Genomic DNA, 20,310 nt, shown 5'->3' on the forward strand with positions numbered 1-20,310 from the left:
ACTGATTATGAATATGGCTTTTTACGGCAAGTGGTTTGCTTGCCTGTGGCTCGCTACGTCGTGCGTTCAGGCGGCGAGCACAGATGATAAGGCGCTGGAGATAATTCGTCGCGCTGACGAAATTCGTTCGCCGAATAAACCGTTTCGTTACACGCTGACGGTAACGGAATATAAAGCGGGCGCAACCCAGCCAGAGAATAAACAGGTCCTCGATATTTCCATGCGCTTTATGAAACCGCAGGGTAATGAAAAAGCGGATGCACGCTCGCTGGTGCGTTTTATTTATCCGCCGCGAGATAAAGGAAAAGTCATGCTTTCCGACTGGTACGATTTATGGTTTTACACGCCGGAACTGCGACGTCCGATGCCTATTTCACGGCAACAAAGATTAATTGGGCAAATCTCTAACGGCGATGTCATTGTCACTAACTTTGAATATGCCTATGACTCGACCCTTATGGGGGAAGTCCCGTGTGCTGAAAAGCAGTGTTACAAGCTGGCGCTGGTGCGTAAATCGGCGGATATCACCTGGCCGAAGGTTATCTATTACGTTGAAAAAGACGGTGATAATCGCCCGTGGAAGGCAGCCTATTACTCGCAGGATGACCAGTTAATAAAAGAAGTGTTGTATCAGGATTTCCAGCCGGTGCTGGGGAAAACGCGACCCATGAAAATAACCGTTACCGATGTTCGTCACGGCAATAACTATTCAGTGATGGAGTACAGCGATGTTCGTCTGGAATCGCTGCCAGAGTTTCATTTCACCAAAGAGTATATTCAGCGAGGTGCGAAATGAAACGCACGCTGAAGATCTCTTCGTTGCTGTGTGTTGCGCTGCCGTTGACGGTACAGGCGGATTGCCTGTCAGGTGACGAGGTGGCACAAAACAGCGATGTGACGCTTTACGAGCAGGTGTCTTATGTCAATAAACAGGCTTCGGCCTGGCAGATTGCAGGCAAAAATCCCTACACTCGTCACAACGGTTATCAGGAGGCGGGGATTGGCATCAACAGTGGTTGTTCGATAATCGACAATACGCTGGACCTTAAGCTCAATCTGTATGGAATAAACGAATATGCGCTTAAACCCGCAGGGAAATTCGAAACGGATGATAGCCGCACACGTGCGTTAATTAACCGCCTCAGTTTGGTCTATAGCGCCTCGGACAGCGTTCAATTTGAAGCAGGCAAATTTGCCGCGCCGTCAGGAATGTTCTTTTTGCGTTCGCCTTCTGATTTGCAAACGCATTATTACACCGGCTTCCAGTCGACGCGTTTGCACGATCCCAAAATGACATCGGCGTATCAGGCGTCATCGTGGGGTGCAAAAATGAGCGTGGACACACGCGATTATGCGTTTTCGGCGAGCGTCATACCGAAGTTAGCCACCATCGACAAACGCTATGTGACGTCTGGCAACTGGTCTGCTAATCAGCAGGGAAACAGCGACGAAGCCTATCTGCTGAGCTACAGCGATCATCGCTTTGGTGAGCACACACCGACAGTCAATGTGCGGCTCGGGCCATCGCCGTCACTCGCGCTGTCTGACAGTTATCACTACACCCCGCAGCTGACGCTGAATGTCGACGCAGCCTACCACCGCTCCCAACAATGGCGGCATCTTTCCCACCATGAGACGGCGCAGGTCGAGGAATATCAGTTTCCGGATTCGCTCTATGAAACGAAAGACGAAAGCGGCGTGGAGCTGGCCCTGGGGGGGCAGTACACCAGCGATAGTTTCAGCGTGTTTGGCGTTGAGTATTACTTTCAGAGCGAGGGTTATTCGCGAGCTGAACAGCGTCAGCAGCGCGAGTTAATTGATTTCCTCAACACCACAACCGGTTATGCGCCACTGGATCAGGCATTTGATTCTTACAAATACCTGATGGCTTCAGAAATCAGCAATACCGCCAATCAGGGGATGCTGCAGGGTAAGCACTATCTGAACGCCTGGGCCAGTCTGCCGCTAGCGGGAGAGTCGACGCTGCAGCCTTCGCTGGTGGTGAATCTCGTTGATGGCAGCACGTTGCTGGGCCTGCATTATTCCACGCCGCTCAGCGCTATAAGTAACCAGCTTGAAGCCTATGCCGGTGGCTATAGCGCGCTGGGAAGTCGGTATTCTGAATTTGCGCTTTTTGGCGACACGTTAGGCCTTTATTTGGGCTTTAAATACTATCTATAAGGATAAAGAGATGATGAATAATGCTTCACAACCGACAGTACTGCTTTTTGCCGGTCAGGGTAATCCGGTTATTGGCATGGGCAGCGATCTTTGGGATCTCAACGCCAGTACAAAACATATCTGGGATTGTGCCAGCGATATTTCCGGACTGAACCTGCGTCGCCTGTGTCAGAAAGGGCCGATGAATCGCCTTATTCAAACGACGGTACAACAACTGGCGGTGACCGCAATTAATGTAACGCTCTATACCCTGTGCCGTGAACGTCTTGAGAATTTAACGGTTGTGGGGTCCTGCGGACACAGCGTTGGTGAATACAGTGCGCTCTACGCTGCCGGAGCTATTTCTCTTGAGACGCTATTTGGCATGATTCACTTCAGAGCCAGCCTGATGCATGACGAAAGCCAGAGAAATAAAGGCGCAATGCTGGCGGTTAAAGGCATCAACCGCGAACAACTGCAGACGATGATTACGGAATCAGGCATTGCGCTGGATATTAGCTGTGATAACACGCCGCGCCAGCAGGTTATTGGGGGAACGCAGGCTGCGTTGAATGAATTTGCCACGCTGCTGATGGCCGCTGGATACGAACCGGTTAAACTCGGTGTGAGCGGTGCCTGGCACACGCGTTTGATGGAAGACGGCGTTCAGGCAATGCGCGATTATCTTGCCGGACTGGATATCGCTTCGCCAGAGCATCAGGTTCTGATGAACGTAACAGCAAAAAGCGAGGTCGCTCCGTCAATTATCAAAGAAAATCTCTCATTACACTTAACTCATACGGTGAAATGGACTGAATCTCTCGATACATTTCTGAATATGCCAACCTCGGTAGCCTTCCTTGAAATAAGTAATAAGCCCTATTTGGGGAATATGTTAAACGATTTTGCTGGTGTGGATCAGCAACGAGTTATGCATTGTCGTAAAGCATTTACTGATGCGAAGGTATTCAAATGATTCCTGATTATTTAACTTTTATTCGCTTTCAGGATAAACGAAGTCTGATATACATTTATGCTATTGGACTTATTCTGATAGGTTTTTATTGGAAAAATGCAGGATTTACTTTTCCATCAGAGGATATTGGTGTCGTTAGTGGGATTCTGGCCCTGGTGCTGTATAATTTTATTTTTGATCTCAAGGCGTACTGGGCTTATAAATGCGTCACGAAGAATATCGATTTTTCGTGGTTTAAGAAAAAGCAGAACCACAAAATAGAATTATTTCTTACGCAACCTCTGGTGGCAGGATTTCTGTCGTTAATCATGTTGAGTGCAATGAGTTGGGGGCTATACCAGCGTCTACCCTCGTTATATGCGCTGTTCCTGATTTCGTTACTTGGGCCGTTGGTTATCTTTCTGTTGTTTCGGATGATCCGCACCAGTTATGTCAAGCAGGTCGCTATTTCAGTGGCGAAAAAAGTAAAATATAAAAGTCTGACTCGCTATGTGCTGCTTTCGGTGTGCATCTCAACGGTTGTTAACTTGCTTACTATCAGCCCGTTGCGTAACAGTGATTCTTTTGTGATAGAGGGGCAGTGGTTAACGTTTAAATCGATAATTGCATTGCTCATTCTTTGTGGCGTAGTGTTGGCGATTAATCTGTTTTTTCTGCGCTTCTCCAGGCGGTACGCTTTTTTGGGCAGGCTTTTTTTGCAGGAAATCGATCTCTTTTTCTCCAGTGAAAATGCGTTGTCGACCTTTTTTGCCAATCCGCTTTGGCTTCGGTTATTCATATTGCTGGTTATTGAAGTGATGTGGATTACGCTGGTGTCGGTATTGGCAACGCTTGTGGAATGGCGGATTTGGTTTGAAGCCTATTTTTTACTCTGCTATGTACCGTGCTTAATTTACTATTTTTTCTATTGTCGATTCCTCTGGCATAACGATTTTATGATGGCATGTGACATGTATTTCCGTTGGGGGCATTTTAATAAGTGAGGAAGTGATAGGAAGTGACCAGATAATACATATATGTTCTGTACTCTCTTGCGCATTTTGATTGTTGACTGAGCAACCAGACAGTTGATGTGCACGATTTCCCCTCGCCCTAGCAGACGTGGGCGGGGGCACCCGGTGTGTGCAATATACGAAAAAAAAGCCCGTACTTTCGTACGAGCTCTTCTTTAAATATGGCGGTGAGGGGGGGATTCGAACCCCCGATACGTTGCCGTATACACACTTTCCAGGCGTGCTCCTTCAGCCACTCGGACACCTCACCAAATTGTCGTTCCTGTCTTGCTGGAACGGGCGCTAATTTAGGGAAATCATGACCTGAGGTCAACAAACTTTTTTAAAAAATCGCGCGTTTATTCAAACTTCAATCAATATGTGGTTTTAATAAGCGAAATCTGCTTTTTTTGCCACCGACCACGGATTTGTTATGCTGGTGGTCTTTGTAGATCATAACGATAAGTGCGAATAAATTTCGCACAACGCTTTTCGGGAGTCAGTATGGATATCATCTTTTATCACCCAACGTTCGATACCCAATGGTGGATTGAGGCACTGCGCAAAGCTATTCCTCAGGCAAGAGTCAGAGCATGGAAAAGCGGAGATAATGACTCTGCTGATTATGCTTTAGTCTGGCATCCTCCTGTTGAAATGCTGGCAGGGCGCGATCTTAAAGCGGTGTTCGCACTCGGGGCCGGTGTTGATTCTATTTTGAGCAAGCTACAGGCACACCCTGAAATGCTGAACCCTTCTGTTCCACTTTTTCGCCTGGAAGATACCGGTATGGGCGAGCAAATGCAGGAATATGCTGTCAGTCAGGTGCTGCATTGGTTTCGACGTTTTGACGATTATCGCATCCAGCAAAATAGTTCGCATTGGCAACCGCTGCCTGAATATCATCGGGAAGATTTTACCATCGGCATTTTGGGCGCAGGCGTGCTGGGCAGTAAAGTTGCTCAGAGTCTACAAACCTGGCGCTTTCCGCTGCGTTGCTGGAGTCGAACCCGTAAATCGTGGCCTGGCGTGCAAAGCTTTGCCGGACGGGAAGAACTGTCTGCATTTCTGAGCCAATGTCGGGTATTGATTAATTTGTTACCGAATACCCCTGAAACCGTCGGCATTATTAATCAACAATTACTCGAAAAATTACCGGATGGCGCGTATCTCCTCAACCTGGCGCGTGGTGTTCATGTTGTGGAAGATGACCTGCTCGCGGCGCTGGATAGCGGGAAAGTTAAAGGCGCAATGCTGGATGTTTTTAATCGTGAACCCTTACCGCCTGAAAGTCCGCTCTGGCAACATCCACGCGTGACGATAACACCACATGTCGCCGCGATTACCCGTCCCGCTGAAGCTGTGGAGTACATTTCTCGCACTATTGCCCAGCTCGAAAAAGGGGAGAGGGTCTGCGGTCAAGTCGACCGCGCACGCGGCTACTAATAAAGCATCAGGATTCCTGCTATCCTTGGCGGGAATTGAATACAGGAGAGAGTTATGTATCCCGTCGACCTTCATATGCATACCGTTGCCAGCACACATGCATATAGCACATTGAGTGATTACATTGCCCAGGCCAAACAAAAGGGCATTAAACTTTTTGCGATCACCGATCATGGCCCGGATATGGAAGATGCGCCGCATCACTGGCACTTCATTAACATGCGTATCTGGCCGCGAGTGGTTGATGGGGTAGGGATCCTGCGCGGCATCGAAGCTAACATTAAAAATGTTGATGGTGAAATTGATTGCAGCGGTAAAATGTTTGACTCGCTGGATCTGATTATTGCCGGTTTTCATGAGCCGGTTTTTGCACCACATGACAAAGCGACCAATACACAAGCGATGATCGCCACTATCGCCAGCGGCAATGTGCATATAATAAGCCATCCCGGAAACCCGAACGTAGTCAACCCCCAATAACACCCGATTTTCCAATAAAAAAGCCCCATCACAAGGACAGGGCTATAGAATCAATCACTTACATCACTTAATGTCTTTCATTCTACGGATACGCGCGCTTGCTTCCGGTAGTTCATCCAGTGTTACGTGATAAGCAAGCATACAGACAGGAGTCGGATCGAATCCCTCATGAGTATTGATCAGATGGCTATTCCCGCCTTTAAACTCATCCTGTCCATCCCATATAGCGTACACGTCATCTTCTGCTACATAGATAATCAATCCAATAGGGGAGTTAGTAAGCTGGAAGATGCAGCCAGTAGAATAAATACGATGTTCCCGAACGTCATCAACAGTTTCAAAGTCAATCTTAATATCTTTAGTCTTCATGATTTGCCCTCGCGTGAAAAATATTTTCGATTATTTATAAAAAAGACTTGACAAAATCAAAAGGTACTGTTCCACGGGTGAAATAAAGCGAGTTTTCGGCACCCCGGTTTTTGATGTGCGTGTGAGATTTTAAAACGTGATCAGTGCAGTCCTAGCGCGGTCGCTACGCGACTATTAACCCACTTCCTAGCCCTTACCATTACTGGATCTTTCCCTTCGTTAGAATGCGATTTAGGCGCTTAGATTTTGCGTAAAACCAATAAATAAAATTACGCAAATTTAATGGAGGATAACCAATGAAAGAAGAATTAACCCTTACAGAAATTTCCCGTTTATATGGCTATACATTGAATGGTGGCGGTAAGCGATGGTTAGAAAGGGGACTACCTTACAATACCAATAAGAGGCGTGTTCCGGCAAAGGAAGGTTGTGATTGGGTGCTAAAGAACGTAATTAACCCACTTAAACAAACTTCAATCAAAGAAGCGATTGATCAAGAACGTCTCCGCAGAGAAAGAGCAATGGCAGATGCAGCCGAACGAGAGAATCAGGAAAAAATGAACCTCCTGATTCCTGTCGGTTATGTAGAACAGCAACTAGCGGAATATTGCGGGAAAGTGAAGCAGACTATTTTGCAGATTTGTACGATCGATGCTTTAGAAATTCTCGAATCTGCCACTGACCAGAAAACATTGAAGAATAAGCTAAGGGAGATCATCGAGCGTCGTTTAAATGAAGTAGGGGACTTGTTCGAAAATGCAGATTTGGGAGAAGACGAGGAAGAAGAATTAGCATTAATGGATGAACCGGAAGAACAAGAACCAGAAGAAGACGATGAATTTGATGTGTCTTAAAACGCGTTATAAATAAATGTATGAAAGATGTTGATGGTCAACGTCTACGGGGGAGAACATCCCCCGCTTAACTTTTAAGAGGATATAAAACTATGGCTACTTTTATTACCTATGCTGTCATCATTACTATTCTGGCTGCTATCTCTGCTTATAAACTCGGAACCGAACCGAAAGAACGAGGCGAATTATTCTTAGGTGCGTTTGTTGCATTTGCTAGCCTTGCGTTAATTGTCGAAGGAATTTCTTATATTGTTGGCCTAGTTAGTATGACACTTTTTAACTTCCATCCGGCTATTTCTATGCATCTACTGCTTACTGTATGCTGGGTATATTGCTTAATCGAATTTTTAACGTTTGTTTTCAAACAGACTAAATAATATTGTAATCTGCCATTTCTCCTTATGTGGTTTTAACAGGGGGCTTTCGAAAGAGAGTTCCCGATTAAAAGCCATAAACACATTCAGTACAGTGTTTTTCATAGTCAGTGACTATACAACATAAAAACATAACAAGTATAGATTGAGTATTAATCCTCCCGCCTCGAAAGGGGCGGTTATTTTTCTGGCTTTACTAGATAATGTAGCATTATCTTCATTATAACCTCATCTTTGTTGTGCAAACCTAACCTAAACTTACTAGGGACTCTTCGGAGTCCCTTTTTTTATGCAACAATTCGAAGTGTAGGTTTCTTATGATGTGTAGGTTTAGTTTCATTTCGCCACTCAGGTAATACATGATCCATCATAACCGCATTAGTCTCATCAATCAGTTTTAAACTCTTTCGTAATGCGGCGTTATCGGCTTTAAGTGATTTAATCTCTGATTCCATCTTTGCCATACGCTCTTTCATGTTGGTAATTTCTAACATCAGATTGCCCAGAAATTCTTTGTTTTGATTAATCATAGAATTACCTCTCTATTAAGCTACGTATGCGTAGGCGCTGTAGTTGGTGTCATAGATAGCGTCATGCAGTGCCATCTGTGCTTCGCGGATCTCGTCTTCGTTTACTTCAATCTCTTCTTGTTCTTCTTCGGTATCTTCCCAAGTGGTTTTGAATTTAGCCATAAAGTTATTGCGCAGTGTTTCAAAGTTGGTAACTGGTGCGGATTCTTCTTCAACTTCAACCGGAACTACTACCGGATCAGCTTCTTTCTGTTCTTCCTGTTCTACTTCTGCAACAACACCCCAGCGATAGTTAAGGAGTTCTTCCAGTTCTTCATCAATGGATTTTTCTTCAACTGCTTCAACTTCAACCGCTGCTACTTCGAAAGTGGTTTCCTGTGCTGCCAGTTCAGCTTTCAGAGATGCGTTTTCAGCTTCCAGTTCAGCGATGCGTGCTTTCAGTGCTTCAACTTCGGAATATTCAACCACTGCAACTTCTTCTTTAACTTCTTCAACTACTACCGGAGCAACTTCTTTCTGTGCTTCTTTTTTGCAGAAGAAGGAGGAAGTAACCTGTAATGCGTGGTTGTAGAAGGAACCGCCTTTAGCGGTGTTAACAGTACCAGAAACATCCTTTACAGTGGATTCGGTAGCAACAGTACGGAAGCGTTTTGCAACTTCCTGGGTCTCTACGCCGTATTCGTTACGCTTGCTCTTGTGATGCATTACAGCACGGAAGCCGGAAGCAGTTTTAACAACAGCGAGATAGTAAGTTTCATCGGCTTTAACAGCACGAGCGAAGCAATAAACGGATTCACCTTCTACCAGTGTAGGTTTAACGTGACGTTTGTCGAAACGGTTAGTGATCTGCCATTCAGCACCGTCTTTGATGCCAGCATTCTGACGCATTTCGGTCAGAGTCTTACCGGATACTACTTCAAAGGATTTGTCTTGTTTGCTTGCTTTACCTTCCATGACAGTGATGTTCAGTTTGCCGTTGGATTTAATAAACAGGTTGAAGGTAATGCGCTTAGAATTTTTCATATAAATACTCCTGAATGCTCTGTGTTAGTTTTAATGTTTCATGCTAAAAGCCTCCTTTGCTGCAACAAGGGAGGCTTTTTTATTTTTAAAGCCATCATATAATTCTCAGTCAAAGTATCAGTAAACTTCTGCGGTTATCTTTACTTTAATGTCATACTTCTTTAAGAGTTTATGAAAGGTTGATTTATCGATGCCCTCATTTTTAAACCACTCTTCAATTCTCACACCCGGCGTTAACTCAAAGTAGCGTTTAGCCATTTCTAAGATGATTTCGCGAGTGAACTTAACAGGTCGTGCCATCTCTAATCCTCCTACAATGTGGAATAATGATTTCTTAAAAAAGAGCGTTAACCGCTCACTATTATTTATATGGGGATTGTATTTTATTTTTCAACCCCTCACATTTATCTCTTATATAATGTATTTATACACGAGATATGTTAAAATGTTATTCAGATGTTATCAGGCGTGTTAAATGTGTTAAACCGCAGCACGAATTGCTAAAGCGAAGAACACGAATTAACCAAATTGATGTTTATTCAATCAAGTTAGAAAATTGCATAGCACTTTTTGCTAAAGCAGTGAGCATTAATTGAGCTATGAATTGTAAAGATTTGTTACAAGATTTTCTCTCAGATCCAAATCTTCACAAACATATAACAATTTAACAGAAGGATAACAATGTATAAAGCAGAACATCACAAAGGATGGATTTTGGAGTATAATCTACTTCTTCCGGCATGTCAACACACCTGAAACCTACACTATAATCTATATGGGGACACTATTTGATTTTTCAAGCCCTACACTACACACCTACACTTTAAAGGGATTGGCCTACACTACACTAGCCAGTAAACCTACACTATGAAACCTACACACCTACACTAACCCTACACTTCAATCTCATAAGTGTATGATCTTGAAAGACATTTCACCCAACAGACCATAGAATATAAAATTCGAACTAACGTTCTCCTTTTTGCTCGCTTTCTCTCACTACGTTCAAGAAAGATCTCGCAAAAAGAATACGGCGTAGCCGTGCGCGAAGCGCCCACCAACACCTTCTAAGACCTGCAAGCAGGATTCGAAAGGGATTGGATAGTTCGCTTCGCTCACGTTCACGCCTACGGCGTTCACTCACTTTTGAAAGGATTTTCTTAGAAAGGGATTTAATACCAGATGATAACTGATTCTAGTAAACGAACGAAGTGAGTAACAATCACTTTCTAGAAAGGTATTGGTATCCCTTCGGGATTGCAACCTTCGGTTGCTAAATTGCTTCCTGATTATAATTTCTCCAAAAGAAAGATTCTTATATTCTAAAGATACTTCTTCGTTTTGATGATGATTTAATCAAAATCTATGAAGGAGGCGAAGCCGACTGAATACCAATTCCTTTCAAATTAGACAAAAATTTCTCGTTATAAATAATAGTGAACTTACTTTGATTCACTTTCTTTTAGAGGATTTCCACTATGATCAATACTAAAACTCCTTTCATTCTTCTGGGTCTGGACTCTGAAAACTATGGTAACTTCCATATGCTAGAAGTTTTCGCTAATCGTGGTTATAACATCATTCGTCATTCCGAAGACTCCAATTTCTCAACTGCTTTCTATGCTCTTAAACGTAATGGTCGCCCTACGGTGATCGTAGACTGCTTTACTGATGAAGGTCGTGAACAATACAACAACATTCCGGCAATTATTGTTCGTGATGACCTGCCGTTTGATGTTCGTGAATATGACGTTGATTTAGGCTCTTACTATGGGATCGCCGATCTTGACCAGATTATGGCTGATTATGGTAAACAACCCGCTCAGGAAGCCCCAGAACACGATGAACAAGACGAAGATGACGACGACTACACACCAATCTGTTTCTCTTCTCACGGTGGCTTCTACGGTTACGATGAAGGCTTAGATATGCTGTAATTTAGGTCAACCCTTTGGCGTCTTGTCAAGGGGTATTGACAAAATTTTCTGACTTTTTTATGATTATCGCACTTGACAACTTTGAACCTATTTGACCTAGATTTGTAAAGAGGATGTTAATTATGAACACTACTAAGAAAATTGATGGACGTAAAAACCCGAACCGCAAACCGTGGACCCCAAACCTGAATTTCTCAATGGTTGACTTCCATGAACGCCAGCGTCGCATTCAAGAAGAAATTGATCGCGCGATTGCTGAATCTAAATGAGATAAAAATTTCTTTATAAATAAAATTGTTCCGGTTGAGATGCCGGAACTAGGAGGATCAATATCATTATCGCAAAACCGTTTAAGGGGAATTTTACTATGAATACTGTTACTACTATGAATACTGCTGTTAAAACTGCTTCTGTGTCTCTGGTTGTTGATAACACCAAACCGCTGACCATGTCTTCTCGTCAGATTGCTGAATTTACCGGAAAAGAACATAAGCATGTTAAACGTGATATTAAAACTATGCTTACTTCTCTTGAATTAGATGAGTCCAAATTTGGACGCATCTTTTTTGACCAATATGGACGCGAACAAACCGAATATCACCTTGACGAAGAACTTACTCTGACTCTTGTCACTGGTTACGATGTTAAGCGTCGAATGGTTGTTATTCAGGAATGGAAGCGACTGAAAGAAGAAAATGAAAAACTGCGTCAGGAACGTTTAGCCGTTAACCCGTATGCAGACTTTGAAGAAACAGACTGGATCGAACTGGCATTAAAGAAAACTCGCGAAAATAAAAAGCTGATTGAACTTCATGTTCGCAAATCCGTAGATAGCCATTCAATGACCCGTCTGTTAGGCGCTAAAAAGGGCGCTACGAAGGTTAAAGAAGCACTGACGGCCTTGCGTACTGCTGGCTACATTGAGCGCGTCTACGATGAAAATAACAAGCCGTGTGGGTATGTTGCTAATGACTCTTCTCTGTCTTTCTGCCGCATGAATGCTCACTACCAACTTGAGTTTACTGTTGATGTTCTTCCTGTGTTGGTTGAATTGGGTATTCTGGAAGAAGAACAAAAAGCAACTCTTAATCTTCCTAAGCCGAACAACACTATTCTGATTCAAAATAAAGCGGCTGAACGTCTCCGCCAGAATGTTGGATCACTGGAAGTCTTCGGACTGTAATAATTTTTGCCCCTGAATTTCAGGGGCTTTTTGTTTTCTATAGGTATAAAAAAAGCCACTCCGAAGAGTGGCATTAGGAGAATCAAAAACCTGTTGCTTCTACGATCTGACCATCACCGATCTGAACATAGAATTTAATGTCTAACTTCTTCATATTCTTATAGAATTGGGCGATTGAGATCCCATGTTCACTAAGAATCTGTTCTTTCGCTTCCTTACCACGATCCGCTGTATAATAAGCGTAGGCAATATCAGCCATCTGTTCAGCGTTAAAACGGGCAGGGCGACCGCGAGTAGCTTTAGTAGTCATAGTCATTTTCTCCAAATTAAAGTGAATGTTCACCTTTATTTAGAGGACTTACATTTTATCGGAAAAAGTTCTCCATCGTCAACCGACATAAAGAACTCTGCCTTAATCCCGTACTTCTTCAACCGTGAATAGTATGTACCCCGACTAATATCAACCTTGCGAAGCACTTCGAAGAACCCTTTAGGATCGTTGTAATAGTGGCTGTATCGCACGTTAGCGAGTTCTACAAACAATTCCCTTGTATCACCATAGCCTTTCTTGAAAGCCTCGTTACGATAGCGTGTAATAGCGTGATTCAATCTCTTCTGTTTCAACACTTCTCGGATCGGCTTCCACTGCAACCGATAGATGGGACCGTCATCAATGCGATAATAACGCTTGATATCAAAATCAAACCAATCTCGGACTCTCCGAAACTCTGTATGTGATGTGCGATGCTTCTTAAAGAAGTTGTGAACGTCTCTATAGCCATTATCACGGTAAAATTCTATTAAAATCTCTTTCGCTTCTTCGCGACTAAAACCGGATGTAGTGTAATCAGTCTTCTTGTGATGGTGCTTAACTGGCAAACGATATTCATGGTCGGTACAACAAGAAAAGGCTAATTCTAATTCATCTCTTTGTTGCTGATTAATTAGCATACACCCTCCTTAAATCTTAATACCCGTATTTATCAGAAAATCAACAATTTAATAAATACCTTCATATTTCGTAATGAGGGTAATTACATGAAACTAATTTCTAATAAGGCCAAATTAAAAAAGATTCTCAGAAATATCTCTGCTGCAATTCGTCCACCTAAAACCATGAAACCTAGCGAATGGGTAGAGGCTAATGTCGTTGCAACCGATGGTGTTAAAGCAGGATCGCTAATTAAATTGCATCCCTTCCAACGTGGAATGATGGACGCGATCACCGAAGACCGTAGAAAAATTGTGTTTAAATGTTCGGCGCAGTTGGGTAAGACCATGATTCTTAACGGAATTATTTTCCATCGGATCGCGAGTAACCCTACTAATATCGGGGTATTGCAATCGAATGTCCGCGAGTTGAATAGCTGGATTGCTGGTAAGGTGAAGCCAGTATTAGAGGCAACACCAGAATTAAAGGCGATGATCACCGACAAATCAGATCGCAATGCCGTTAACAACTCATCGATTATTCAGCTTCGTAACGGATCGTTTATGTATTTCATGTCGTTGAATAGTCCGTCACATCTTCGCGGTAAAACACTCCCTTTGATTATTCTTGATGAAGTTGATGCGGCTGATGAGTCAGACGAAGGGAACCCGATCCAGCTAGCGGAACAACGCGCAACCACTTTCGGGGATGACGCAAGGATCGTAATTGCTTCCACTCCAACCGCTCGTGATGGGGCGATAAACCAACAATGGGAACTCTCGGATAAGAGAAAATATCATGTCGTTTGCCAGCATTGCGGACACAAGCACGTAATGGAATGGAGTAACGTATATTTCGATTGGCATACGATTAACGGTAAATCATTACCCAACCCAGATACAGCCGTTTACCGTTGCCCTGAATGTGAAACCGATTGGACCGAGGGTGATCGCCTACGTGCTGTTGGTCAGGGAGAATGGGTCGCCACCGAACCAAACGCGGACGTAATCGGTTTTCATGCTAACCGCCTTATGTCTCCGTTTAGTACGATCCGTGCGTGTGTGGTGGACTTTGCTGATAGCTACGCGAATATGTCACTGGCAACGTTCTATAATGTGGTGCTCGGTGAAACCTTCGATGATCTTAACGAAGACCGCACAGCCGACGAACTGGAAACGCTGAAAACTGACATTAGCTTAGATAATATTCCTGATGATATTTTGGCTCTGGTAGGTGGAGTTGACCAGCAAAAAGACCGTCTGGAATCTACCTTGCTGGGTATCTCTCGTAAAGGGATATGCGTAGTTGATCACCGATCATTCTATGATGTGAACTGCGAACGCCACGAATCACCAGCATATGACCAGCTTTACAACTTCCTGAAAGCAAAATTCTATACCCGATCCGGTCAACGAATCCCGATGCTATCCGCTTTCGTGGACTCATCAAACGGACGAGCTACGCAAGTGATCTACCGCTTTTGCACTAGGTGGCAAAATCTATGCGCCATTAAGGGCGCAAGTAATGTTGATGCTCCAATCCTTCCGGTAAAAGACACAAGAACGGGCGGTTTTACCCTTAAAATTCTGGGCGTAAACAACCTTAAGACGATGATCCGTGAAATGATTAACCGGAACTTGAGAGACAGCGATCCTCATACGGTCTTCCAGATTGGTGACGTTCCTGATGACTACTGCGAGCAATTGCTATCTGAACAGTTGAAACGGCAGGGTAATACCACACGTTGGGTAAAAGTTGGTCAGCAACGCAACGAGGGCTTGGACTGCCTAACCTATGCGGTGGCTAGTTATCGCCATGTACTCAATAAAATGTCATGGGAAAAACTCGAAGCCATCAAAGATAGTTTGAACCGTGAACCAGAAGAACCCGTAGAAGCTCCTAAATCGCAATCTAACGAGCAAATAGAAGAAACTAAGCCAATCACACGACCGCAACGTCAAAACATCGCCAGACGTCCAAATAGAGGCCGTAGCTGGGTAACATCGTTCTAATAACTCGCCGTCCTTCGGGGCGGCTTACTCCTAAATATTGTTAATCCAATAACAATTAAATAAGGGGTAATTATGAGTTTAGAACTAATTCCCTTAGTAATTCGTAAAGGTGAAAAAATCACGCTGGCGAATGAAGAGGGTGTAACAATTCAGGTAGGAAATAGTAAAGCTATCGTTTATCAAGTCGATGATGCACCGGAAAATCACGAGATTAAAACATTAGACTTCCCAGAAGGAAAAATGACCATCGTTATTACTCGTGACGATGAATTAATCTCTATGCAGGAATTAACTGTATTGCCAGTATTCCAGAAACAGACCAAGAAAGACTATCTGCGGGAAACTATCGCCTTAATCGAGCAAGTTATTTTCGCCCGTTTATCTGGGGACGAAGCCGCATTATCTCAAATGACAGTGAAAGGGAATACTTTCGCCTATGAGTCATTGGGTGTTCTCCAGCAATTAAAGACTGATTATGAACGGCAGTTATCTAAATTAATTCAAGCCGAACGACGTAAACAGGGAATTAGCCCGATTAAAAATATCAAATTACGTCTTACGCGATAAGGGGTAAATCATGTTTAATCTTTTTCGACGCAAAAAGGCGGTAGAAACTCCAGTTAAAACTAATCACCGCCAGCAACAACCAAAAATTTTCATCGACAAACAAGTAGAAAAATTCCAGAAATCTCTGGCGACTCGTAGTTTAGGGCTGGTTGGTGATCGTATTGATGGATCACTTCAACAAGACACCATTACAGGAACCTTCAATAAGGCTCTCAAATCAAACGGTAAGCGCCTTTATGATCAGGGTCGTACTCTGGCCTTAAACACTTCCGTTGGCAGTCGCTACACGCAATACATCACCGATATGGTGGTAGGTACTGGCCTAGATCCGAAGCCATCAATCGTTAAATCAAATGGCAAACTTGATAGCGCACTGAATAAGCAGATCGAGAATGCTTTCTGGAAGTGGGCGCAGAATGCTAAACGCTTCTCTCGTAACGGTCGCTTTAACTTCCGTGAACTGCTGGTAATGGCTGAACGTGAGCGCGTTATGGGTGGTGAGTGCTTCATCGTTTTAACCAAAGAAAACAATGAGTTAAATGTTTCTATCCTGTCTGCTGATAAATGCGACTGGACGCTCAACCGTGAAGTAAGCAAAGACCGTGCGATATTTCAGGGGATCGAGTATGACGTGGAAACGATGAAGCCAGTAGCATACTGGTTTCGTAAAATCAACCTACTGACTCAGACTTACACAGGTGATAACTATCGCGTAGATGCATCGCAAGTATGCCATTATTATCAACCACTTACAGCCGAATCCCTGCGTGGTGTGACTGACTTCCTGCCAGTGATCAAGGATATCGCACATCAAGACGCATTCCGCGAAACTGCAATTATCCAGAAACGTATTGCGGCTAGTTCTATGGGCTTTATCGAACGTCCGAAAGATTCTGGTGACGATTTTGATACTGGTGAAGAGGATGAACAATATCAAGCGCCGGAAGTAGTACAGGATTTTGCACCTGGTACTATTCAGGAATTACCGGAAGGGGCAACGATCAAGAGCATCCAGGCGACGCAAAGCGGTGATGACTTCAATTCCTTTAACGATGCGATGTTTACTAGCGTATCAATGGGCTTAGGCGTGTTTAAACAGGGCTTAACTGGCGATACTAGCCAAATAAATTACAGCGCTGCACGCTACGGCGAATTACTTCAAAGAACGCGCGTTAAAGCACTGCAAAACAAATTGATTGAAACAGTGGTGTCGCCCATTTTCGAAGCATATCTACGCCATTATTCCGCGCGTGGTGTTGTTCCGATTCGTATTACTGCAATTCCACATATTATCGATAACACTACTATTATTCGTCCGCGTTTTGAATCCGTCGATCCATTTAAAGACGTAAGCGCCGAGATTGCTTTAATTGATAACGGACTTAAATCACGTACTGCTGTTATTCTTGAACGTGGTGATGATCCTGAAAAAGTATTCTCAGAGATTCAAGCCGAAAAGAGCGCACTAAATATTATCGTTAATGGCGAGGGTGAAGAAAAAAATTCCCCAGCCGATCCCTAATAACCAACGGGGGCGCAATGCCCCCAATTAATTAAAGGTGATTAAATGCTTAAATTTCGCCGCGATCTTAACGGTTACGGTGGAGTTATTAACGAAGGGCATAACGATCAATACGAATTTGAAATTGCTTTCTCAAGTACACTGCCTTATCAGCGCCAATTTTGGGATGAGCAAAATCAAGAAATGGTGGTATTAGATGAAATTCTGGTACATACACCGGAAGCGGTTGATCTGTCTCGTCTGAATAATAACGCTCCGTTGCTGTTCAATCATAATTTCGATAATCACATTGGTGTAGTCTGCGACGCTCGAATCGATGCGGATAACGTAGGCCGTGCTCTGGTTAAATTCTCTAAGCATGGCACTTTGGCTAATGATATTCGCAATAAAGTCATTGAAGGTACGATGGAAAAAATTTCTGTCGGTTATGACATTAAAGAATATCACATCGACTACACCAAAGGGCAATTGATTGTTACTAAGTGGGCGCCTTTTGAAATTTCATTTGTGACGGTCCCTGCCGATGATTCGGTCGGTTTAAATCGCTCTCTAAATACTATCACAGTTAATTTGGGGGCTAAACGCGATATGACTAAAGAACAAATCGAAGAAATCAAAGAAGAACAAGAATCCGCTCAGGTTGAAGAAACTCCGGTAGAAGAAAATAAAGAATCGGAAGTTGAAGAAACTCAAGAGCGCCAAGTTGAAGAGAATGAAGAAAATGAAAATCTCGAAGACGGAAAAGACGCTGAACATCCTGAAAGTGTTGATGATGATAGTTCAACTGTTCGGGAAGAAGAAGAAGTAAAAGAAGAACGTGAAGCCGCTCCGATTGAAGAAGAAAAAATCGAAGAAGTGGCTGAACGTTCCGAAGAAGACGAATTGGAAATTCGCGAAATTGCACGCGAGTTAAATATTAACGAAGACGATGAAGAATTTAAACGCGCATTGGCAAATAAAGAAATTACGCCGGAAGCATTCCGCACTAAGGCACTAAATAACATTACCAATGCTCAACGTAATAACGAACAAATTAATAAGGAACAAATCATGGAAAAAACTTTCGATCTTAATAACGTAATCCGCTCCCTGGTAGATGGCGACGTGCTCGGCGCTAACGAAGCTGAATATTCCGCAATGGCTGCTACTGCAACTATGCAGCGTGGTCGTGCTGCTCGTGGTGGCTCTGTATTCGTTCCTGCTGCTGCTATGCGTGCTGCTGCTGCTGGTAACACCAAAGCTGACCTGACTGCTATCACCGACGAAAAACTGCTGACTGAATCCTACATCGAAATGCTGATGCCGGAATCCGTTCTGGGTCGTCTGGGTGTGACTGTTTACAGTGGCTTAACTGCTCCGACCGCTATTCCAAAAATGACTAAATCCAGCGTTGACGCTTTCGGCTTCGTTGATGAAAACGGTGCTGCACCGGAAGGCAAAGCTGAATTTGCAAACGTGAAACTGTCTCCTAAGACTTTTGCTGGTGGCAACCCGATCAGCCGTCAGAGCATTAAAACCGTTCCGGGTATCGCTACCCTGATCACTGATCACATCAACCAGGCTGTTCGCATCAAACTGGAACAACTGATTCTGTCTGACAAAGACAATGAGCGCGGTCCTGCTGGTCTGGTTAAACAACTGGTTGATGCAAGCCGTGTTACTAAGAAAGCTGCTTTCTCTTATAAAGATTTCCTCAAGGAGATTGCTCAGCTTACGGACGCTGGCGTTCCTGCTCAGGCGATCAAGTTTGCGATGAGCGGTGCAACTGCTGCTGAACTGGAATCTACCCTGAAAGATAACGGTGTTTCCGGTTATATCATCGAAAACGGCAAACTGGCTGGTTACGATGTAGTTACTTCTGGTGTTATCCCGGCAGATCACATCGTTCTGGGTGACTTCTCCGGTATTACTATCGGTGAGTGGGGCGGTCTGGAACTGGATATGGACGACACCACCTACCGTGCACAGTCTGCTATCGTTCCGCGAATCTGGGTAGACCTGGATTATGTTGTTACTCAGCCGGAAGCCCTGAAAGTTCTTCACATCTCCGCTGAATGAACTCCTGTAGAACCATCTGAACCTTCCCCCGATTTGGGGGAAGAAAATCTGATTCCATCTCAGGAAGAAGAAGTTCAAGAGGTTACGGCGAAAGCCACAGCTAAAAAGGTGGGACGTCCACCGAAAGCAAAATAATAATTAGCCCTGCCTTATGGTGGGGCTTTTTTGTATGTAAATACTCCATAAAGGGGGTAACTATGTTCAAATTATCAGAATCACAATTATCAAGAATGTTTAAGAGTGCTCCTGTATTTTCGGTGGAAGGTGGTAAATCAATTCGTGCTTATCATGAAATTACTACTACCGACGAACAAGGGGTAATGACAGAGACAGAATTTCTATTTTGTCGTGAGGGAGACTTAAAGCAGGGTGATATTGTCATTGTAGAAAACCAGCGTTTCAAAGTTCAATACGTTAAGCGCAATGGTGATAATACCACTGATTGCTTTATTACTCTGGCAGGGGGTACACATGCTCGCTACCGTTAATAACATGCCTAGACTGAAAATCAAACGCGCCTTGCAAGATATTATCGAACAAGATTTAGGTCTGGCTTTAAACGTAGAACAAACTCAGCAAGGCTTTAGTGATGACGTGGTTTGTTGGATTACTGGCATGAATGAAACTTATACGCGTGTTCGTGGTGGTAATGCAATGCAAGCTGAATGCGTTATCGAAATGCAATTATATTCTCAGATTCATGAAACCAAAATTCATGAGGGTATTTGCCAGATAATCCAGATTCAGCCAGATAACCCACGTTTTAAAGATTTGGGCTTCTCAATTTCAGATATCACTCCAGTAGCCTCTAATACCGATTATGACGATGATTCTAGTGATGGTGGTATCGTTGGGACACTTAGCCTTAAATTTTCTTATCTAGCGCGTTTTTAAGGGGT

At 43.6% G+C, this 20,310-nt stretch carries 22 protein-coding genes, 1 tRNA gene and 1 pseudogene; 17 read left to right on the plus strand and 7 right to left on the minus strand.

Annotation, left to right across the window (positions count from 1 at the left end; all coding sequences use genetic code 11):
• The first annotated feature begins 7 nt into the window (after positions 1-7).
• From HUZ68_RS08960 to ycdU, 4 genes are read left to right on the plus strand one after another with little or no spacing between them, the layout of a single operon-like run.
• Complete coding sequence (locus tag HUZ68_RS08960) at positions 8-796, plus strand: outer membrane lipoprotein-sorting protein (protein WP_033815740.1); 789 nt, start codon at positions 8-10, stop codon at positions 794-796.
• A complete protein-coding gene (locus tag HUZ68_RS08965; protein WP_000831623.1) occupies positions 793-2,181 on the plus strand; it encodes a hypothetical protein in 1,389 nt (462 codons plus the stop codon). The genes HUZ68_RS08960 and HUZ68_RS08965 overlap by 4 nt, the downstream gene beginning before the upstream one ends.
• A gap of 13 nt (positions 2,182-2,194) precedes the next feature.
• Positions 2,195-3,136: an ACP S-malonyltransferase gene (locus HUZ68_RS08970; protein WP_001362169.1), complete on the plus strand. Its 942-nt coding sequence runs from the start codon at positions 2,195-2,197 to the stop codon at positions 3,134-3,136.
• A complete protein-coding gene (gene ycdU, locus HUZ68_RS08975) occupies positions 3,133-4,119 on the plus strand; it encodes a protein YcdU (protein WP_000611869.1) in 987 nt (328 codons plus the stop codon). Before HUZ68_RS08970 ends, ycdU begins: the two co-directional genes overlap by 4 nt.
• Before the next feature lie 192 nt (positions 4,120-4,311).
• Here ycdU and HUZ68_RS08980 read toward each other — a convergent pair.
• A tRNA-Ser gene (locus HUZ68_RS08980) sits at positions 4,312-4,399 on the minus strand.
• 233 nt (positions 4,400-4,632) lie between these two features.
• Here HUZ68_RS08980 and ghrA point away from each other — a divergent pair.
• Together ghrA and ycdX are read left to right on the plus strand one after the other, a co-directional pair.
• A complete protein-coding gene (gene ghrA / locus HUZ68_RS08985) occupies positions 4,633-5,571 on the plus strand; it encodes a glyoxylate/hydroxypyruvate reductase GhrA (protein WP_000351317.1) in 939 nt (312 codons plus the stop codon).
• Positions 5,572-5,625: 54 nt separating this feature from the next.
• Positions 5,626-6,030: pseudogene (gene ycdX, locus HUZ68_RS08990) on the plus strand (zinc-binding phosphatase); the annotation flags it as partial.
• Positions 6,031-6,114: 84 nt separating this feature from the next.
• Here ycdX and HUZ68_RS08995 read toward each other — a convergent pair.
• A complete protein-coding gene (locus HUZ68_RS08995; RefSeq protein ID WP_239594117.1) occupies positions 6,115-6,420 on the minus strand; it encodes a hypothetical protein in 306 nt (101 codons plus the stop codon).
• 296 nt (positions 6,421-6,716) lie between these two features.
• Here HUZ68_RS08995 and HUZ68_RS09000 point away from each other — a divergent pair, with 296 nt between their 5' ends.
• Entirely contained in the window at positions 6,717-7,274 is a 558-nt protein-coding gene (locus HUZ68_RS09000; RefSeq protein ID WP_000656994.1) for a hypothetical protein, read from the plus strand.
• 92 nt (positions 7,275-7,366) lie between these two features.
• Positions 7,367-7,651, plus strand: coding sequence for a hypothetical protein (locus HUZ68_RS09005; RefSeq protein WP_053919329.1), 285 nt, complete (start codon positions 7,367-7,369; stop codon positions 7,649-7,651).
• 284 nt (positions 7,652-7,935) lie between these two features.
• Here the strand turns inward: HUZ68_RS09005 and HUZ68_RS09010 are convergent, their stop codons facing one another.
• The 3 genes from HUZ68_RS09010 to HUZ68_RS09020 all read right to left on the minus strand — a co-directional run bounded on the left by HUZ68_RS09010 (position 7,936) and on the right by HUZ68_RS09020 (position 9,501).
• Positions 7,936-8,178: a hypothetical protein gene (locus tag HUZ68_RS09010; RefSeq protein ID WP_032327559.1), complete on the minus strand. Its 243-nt coding sequence runs from the start codon at positions 8,176-8,178 to the stop codon at positions 7,936-7,938.
• Positions 8,179-8,193: 15 nt separating this feature from the next.
• Positions 8,194-9,201: a coiled-coil domain-containing protein gene (locus HUZ68_RS09015; RefSeq protein WP_239594119.1), complete on the minus strand. Its 1,008-nt coding sequence runs from the start codon at positions 9,199-9,201 to the stop codon at positions 8,194-8,196.
• Positions 9,202-9,318: 117 nt separating this feature from the next.
• Positions 9,319-9,501, minus strand: a complete 183-nt coding sequence (locus HUZ68_RS09020; RefSeq protein WP_032327557.1) for a hypothetical protein — start codon at positions 9,499-9,501, stop codon at positions 9,319-9,321.
• 1,178 nt (positions 9,502-10,679) lie between these two features.
• On the opposite strand from HUZ68_RS09020, the gene HUZ68_RS09025 reads away from it, so the two are divergent.
• The 3 genes from HUZ68_RS09025 (at position 10,680) to HUZ68_RS09035 (ending at position 12,321) form a co-directional block, all read left to right on the plus strand.
• Entirely contained in the window at positions 10,680-11,138 is a 459-nt protein-coding gene (locus HUZ68_RS09025) for a hypothetical protein (protein ID WP_239594122.1), read from the plus strand.
• 122 nt (positions 11,139-11,260) lie between these two features.
• Positions 11,261-11,407, plus strand: a complete 147-nt coding sequence (locus tag HUZ68_RS09030; RefSeq protein WP_001098357.1) for a hypothetical protein — start codon at positions 11,261-11,263, stop codon at positions 11,405-11,407.
• Positions 11,408-11,505: 98 nt separating this feature from the next.
• A complete protein-coding gene (locus HUZ68_RS09035) occupies positions 11,506-12,321 on the plus strand; it encodes a Rha family transcriptional regulator (protein WP_239594124.1) in 816 nt (271 codons plus the stop codon).
• An 82-nt stretch (positions 12,322-12,403) separates the two neighbouring features.
• Here the strand turns inward: HUZ68_RS09035 and HUZ68_RS09040 are convergent, their stop codons facing one another.
• Positions 12,404-12,631 carry a hypothetical protein gene (locus tag HUZ68_RS09040; RefSeq protein ID WP_000208371.1) on the minus strand — a complete coding sequence of 76 codons (228 nt, stop codon included), beginning with the start codon at positions 12,629-12,631 and terminating at the stop codon, positions 12,404-12,406.
• 35 nt (positions 12,632-12,666) lie between these two features.
• On the minus strand, positions 12,667-13,272 hold the full coding sequence (locus HUZ68_RS09045) for a hypothetical protein (RefSeq protein WP_239594126.1): 606 nt from the start codon (positions 13,270-13,272) through the stop codon (positions 12,667-12,669).
• An 87-nt stretch (positions 13,273-13,359) separates the two neighbouring features.
• On the opposite strand from HUZ68_RS09045, the gene HUZ68_RS09050 reads away from it, so the two are divergent.
• From HUZ68_RS09050 to HUZ68_RS09075, 6 genes are all read left to right on the plus strand, one after another.
• Positions 13,360-15,264, plus strand: a complete 1,905-nt coding sequence (locus HUZ68_RS09050) for a terminase gpA endonuclease subunit (RefSeq protein ID WP_239594128.1) — start codon at positions 13,360-13,362, stop codon at positions 15,262-15,264.
• Positions 15,265-15,336: 72 nt separating this feature from the next.
• Positions 15,337-15,831 carry a hypothetical protein gene (locus tag HUZ68_RS09055; RefSeq protein ID WP_032192666.1) on the plus strand — a complete coding sequence of 165 codons (495 nt, stop codon included), beginning with the start codon at positions 15,337-15,339 and terminating at the stop codon, positions 15,829-15,831.
• A gap of 10 nt (positions 15,832-15,841) precedes the next feature.
• On the plus strand, positions 15,842-17,353 hold the full coding sequence (locus HUZ68_RS09060; protein ID WP_239594130.1) for a phage portal protein: 1,512 nt from the start codon (positions 15,842-15,844) through the stop codon (positions 17,351-17,353).
• 45 nt (positions 17,354-17,398) lie between these two features.
• Positions 17,399-19,411, plus strand: a complete 2,013-nt coding sequence (locus tag HUZ68_RS09065) for a phage major capsid family protein (protein WP_239594133.1) — start codon at positions 17,399-17,401, stop codon at positions 19,409-19,411.
• Positions 19,412-19,608: 197 nt separating this feature from the next.
• On the plus strand, positions 19,609-19,899 hold the full coding sequence (locus HUZ68_RS09070) for a hypothetical protein (protein WP_063109908.1): 291 nt from the start codon (positions 19,609-19,611) through the stop codon (positions 19,897-19,899).
• Positions 19,883-20,305, plus strand: coding sequence for a hypothetical protein (locus HUZ68_RS09075; RefSeq protein WP_000881569.1), 423 nt, complete (start codon positions 19,883-19,885; stop codon positions 20,303-20,305). Before HUZ68_RS09070 ends, HUZ68_RS09075 begins: the two co-directional genes overlap by 17 nt.
• The last annotated feature ends 5 nt before the right edge of the window (positions 20,306-20,310 follow it).

The organism is Shigella dysenteriae (assembly GCF_022354085.1).
Taxonomy (GTDB): domain Bacteria; phylum Pseudomonadota; class Gammaproteobacteria; order Enterobacterales; family Enterobacteriaceae; genus Escherichia; species Escherichia coli.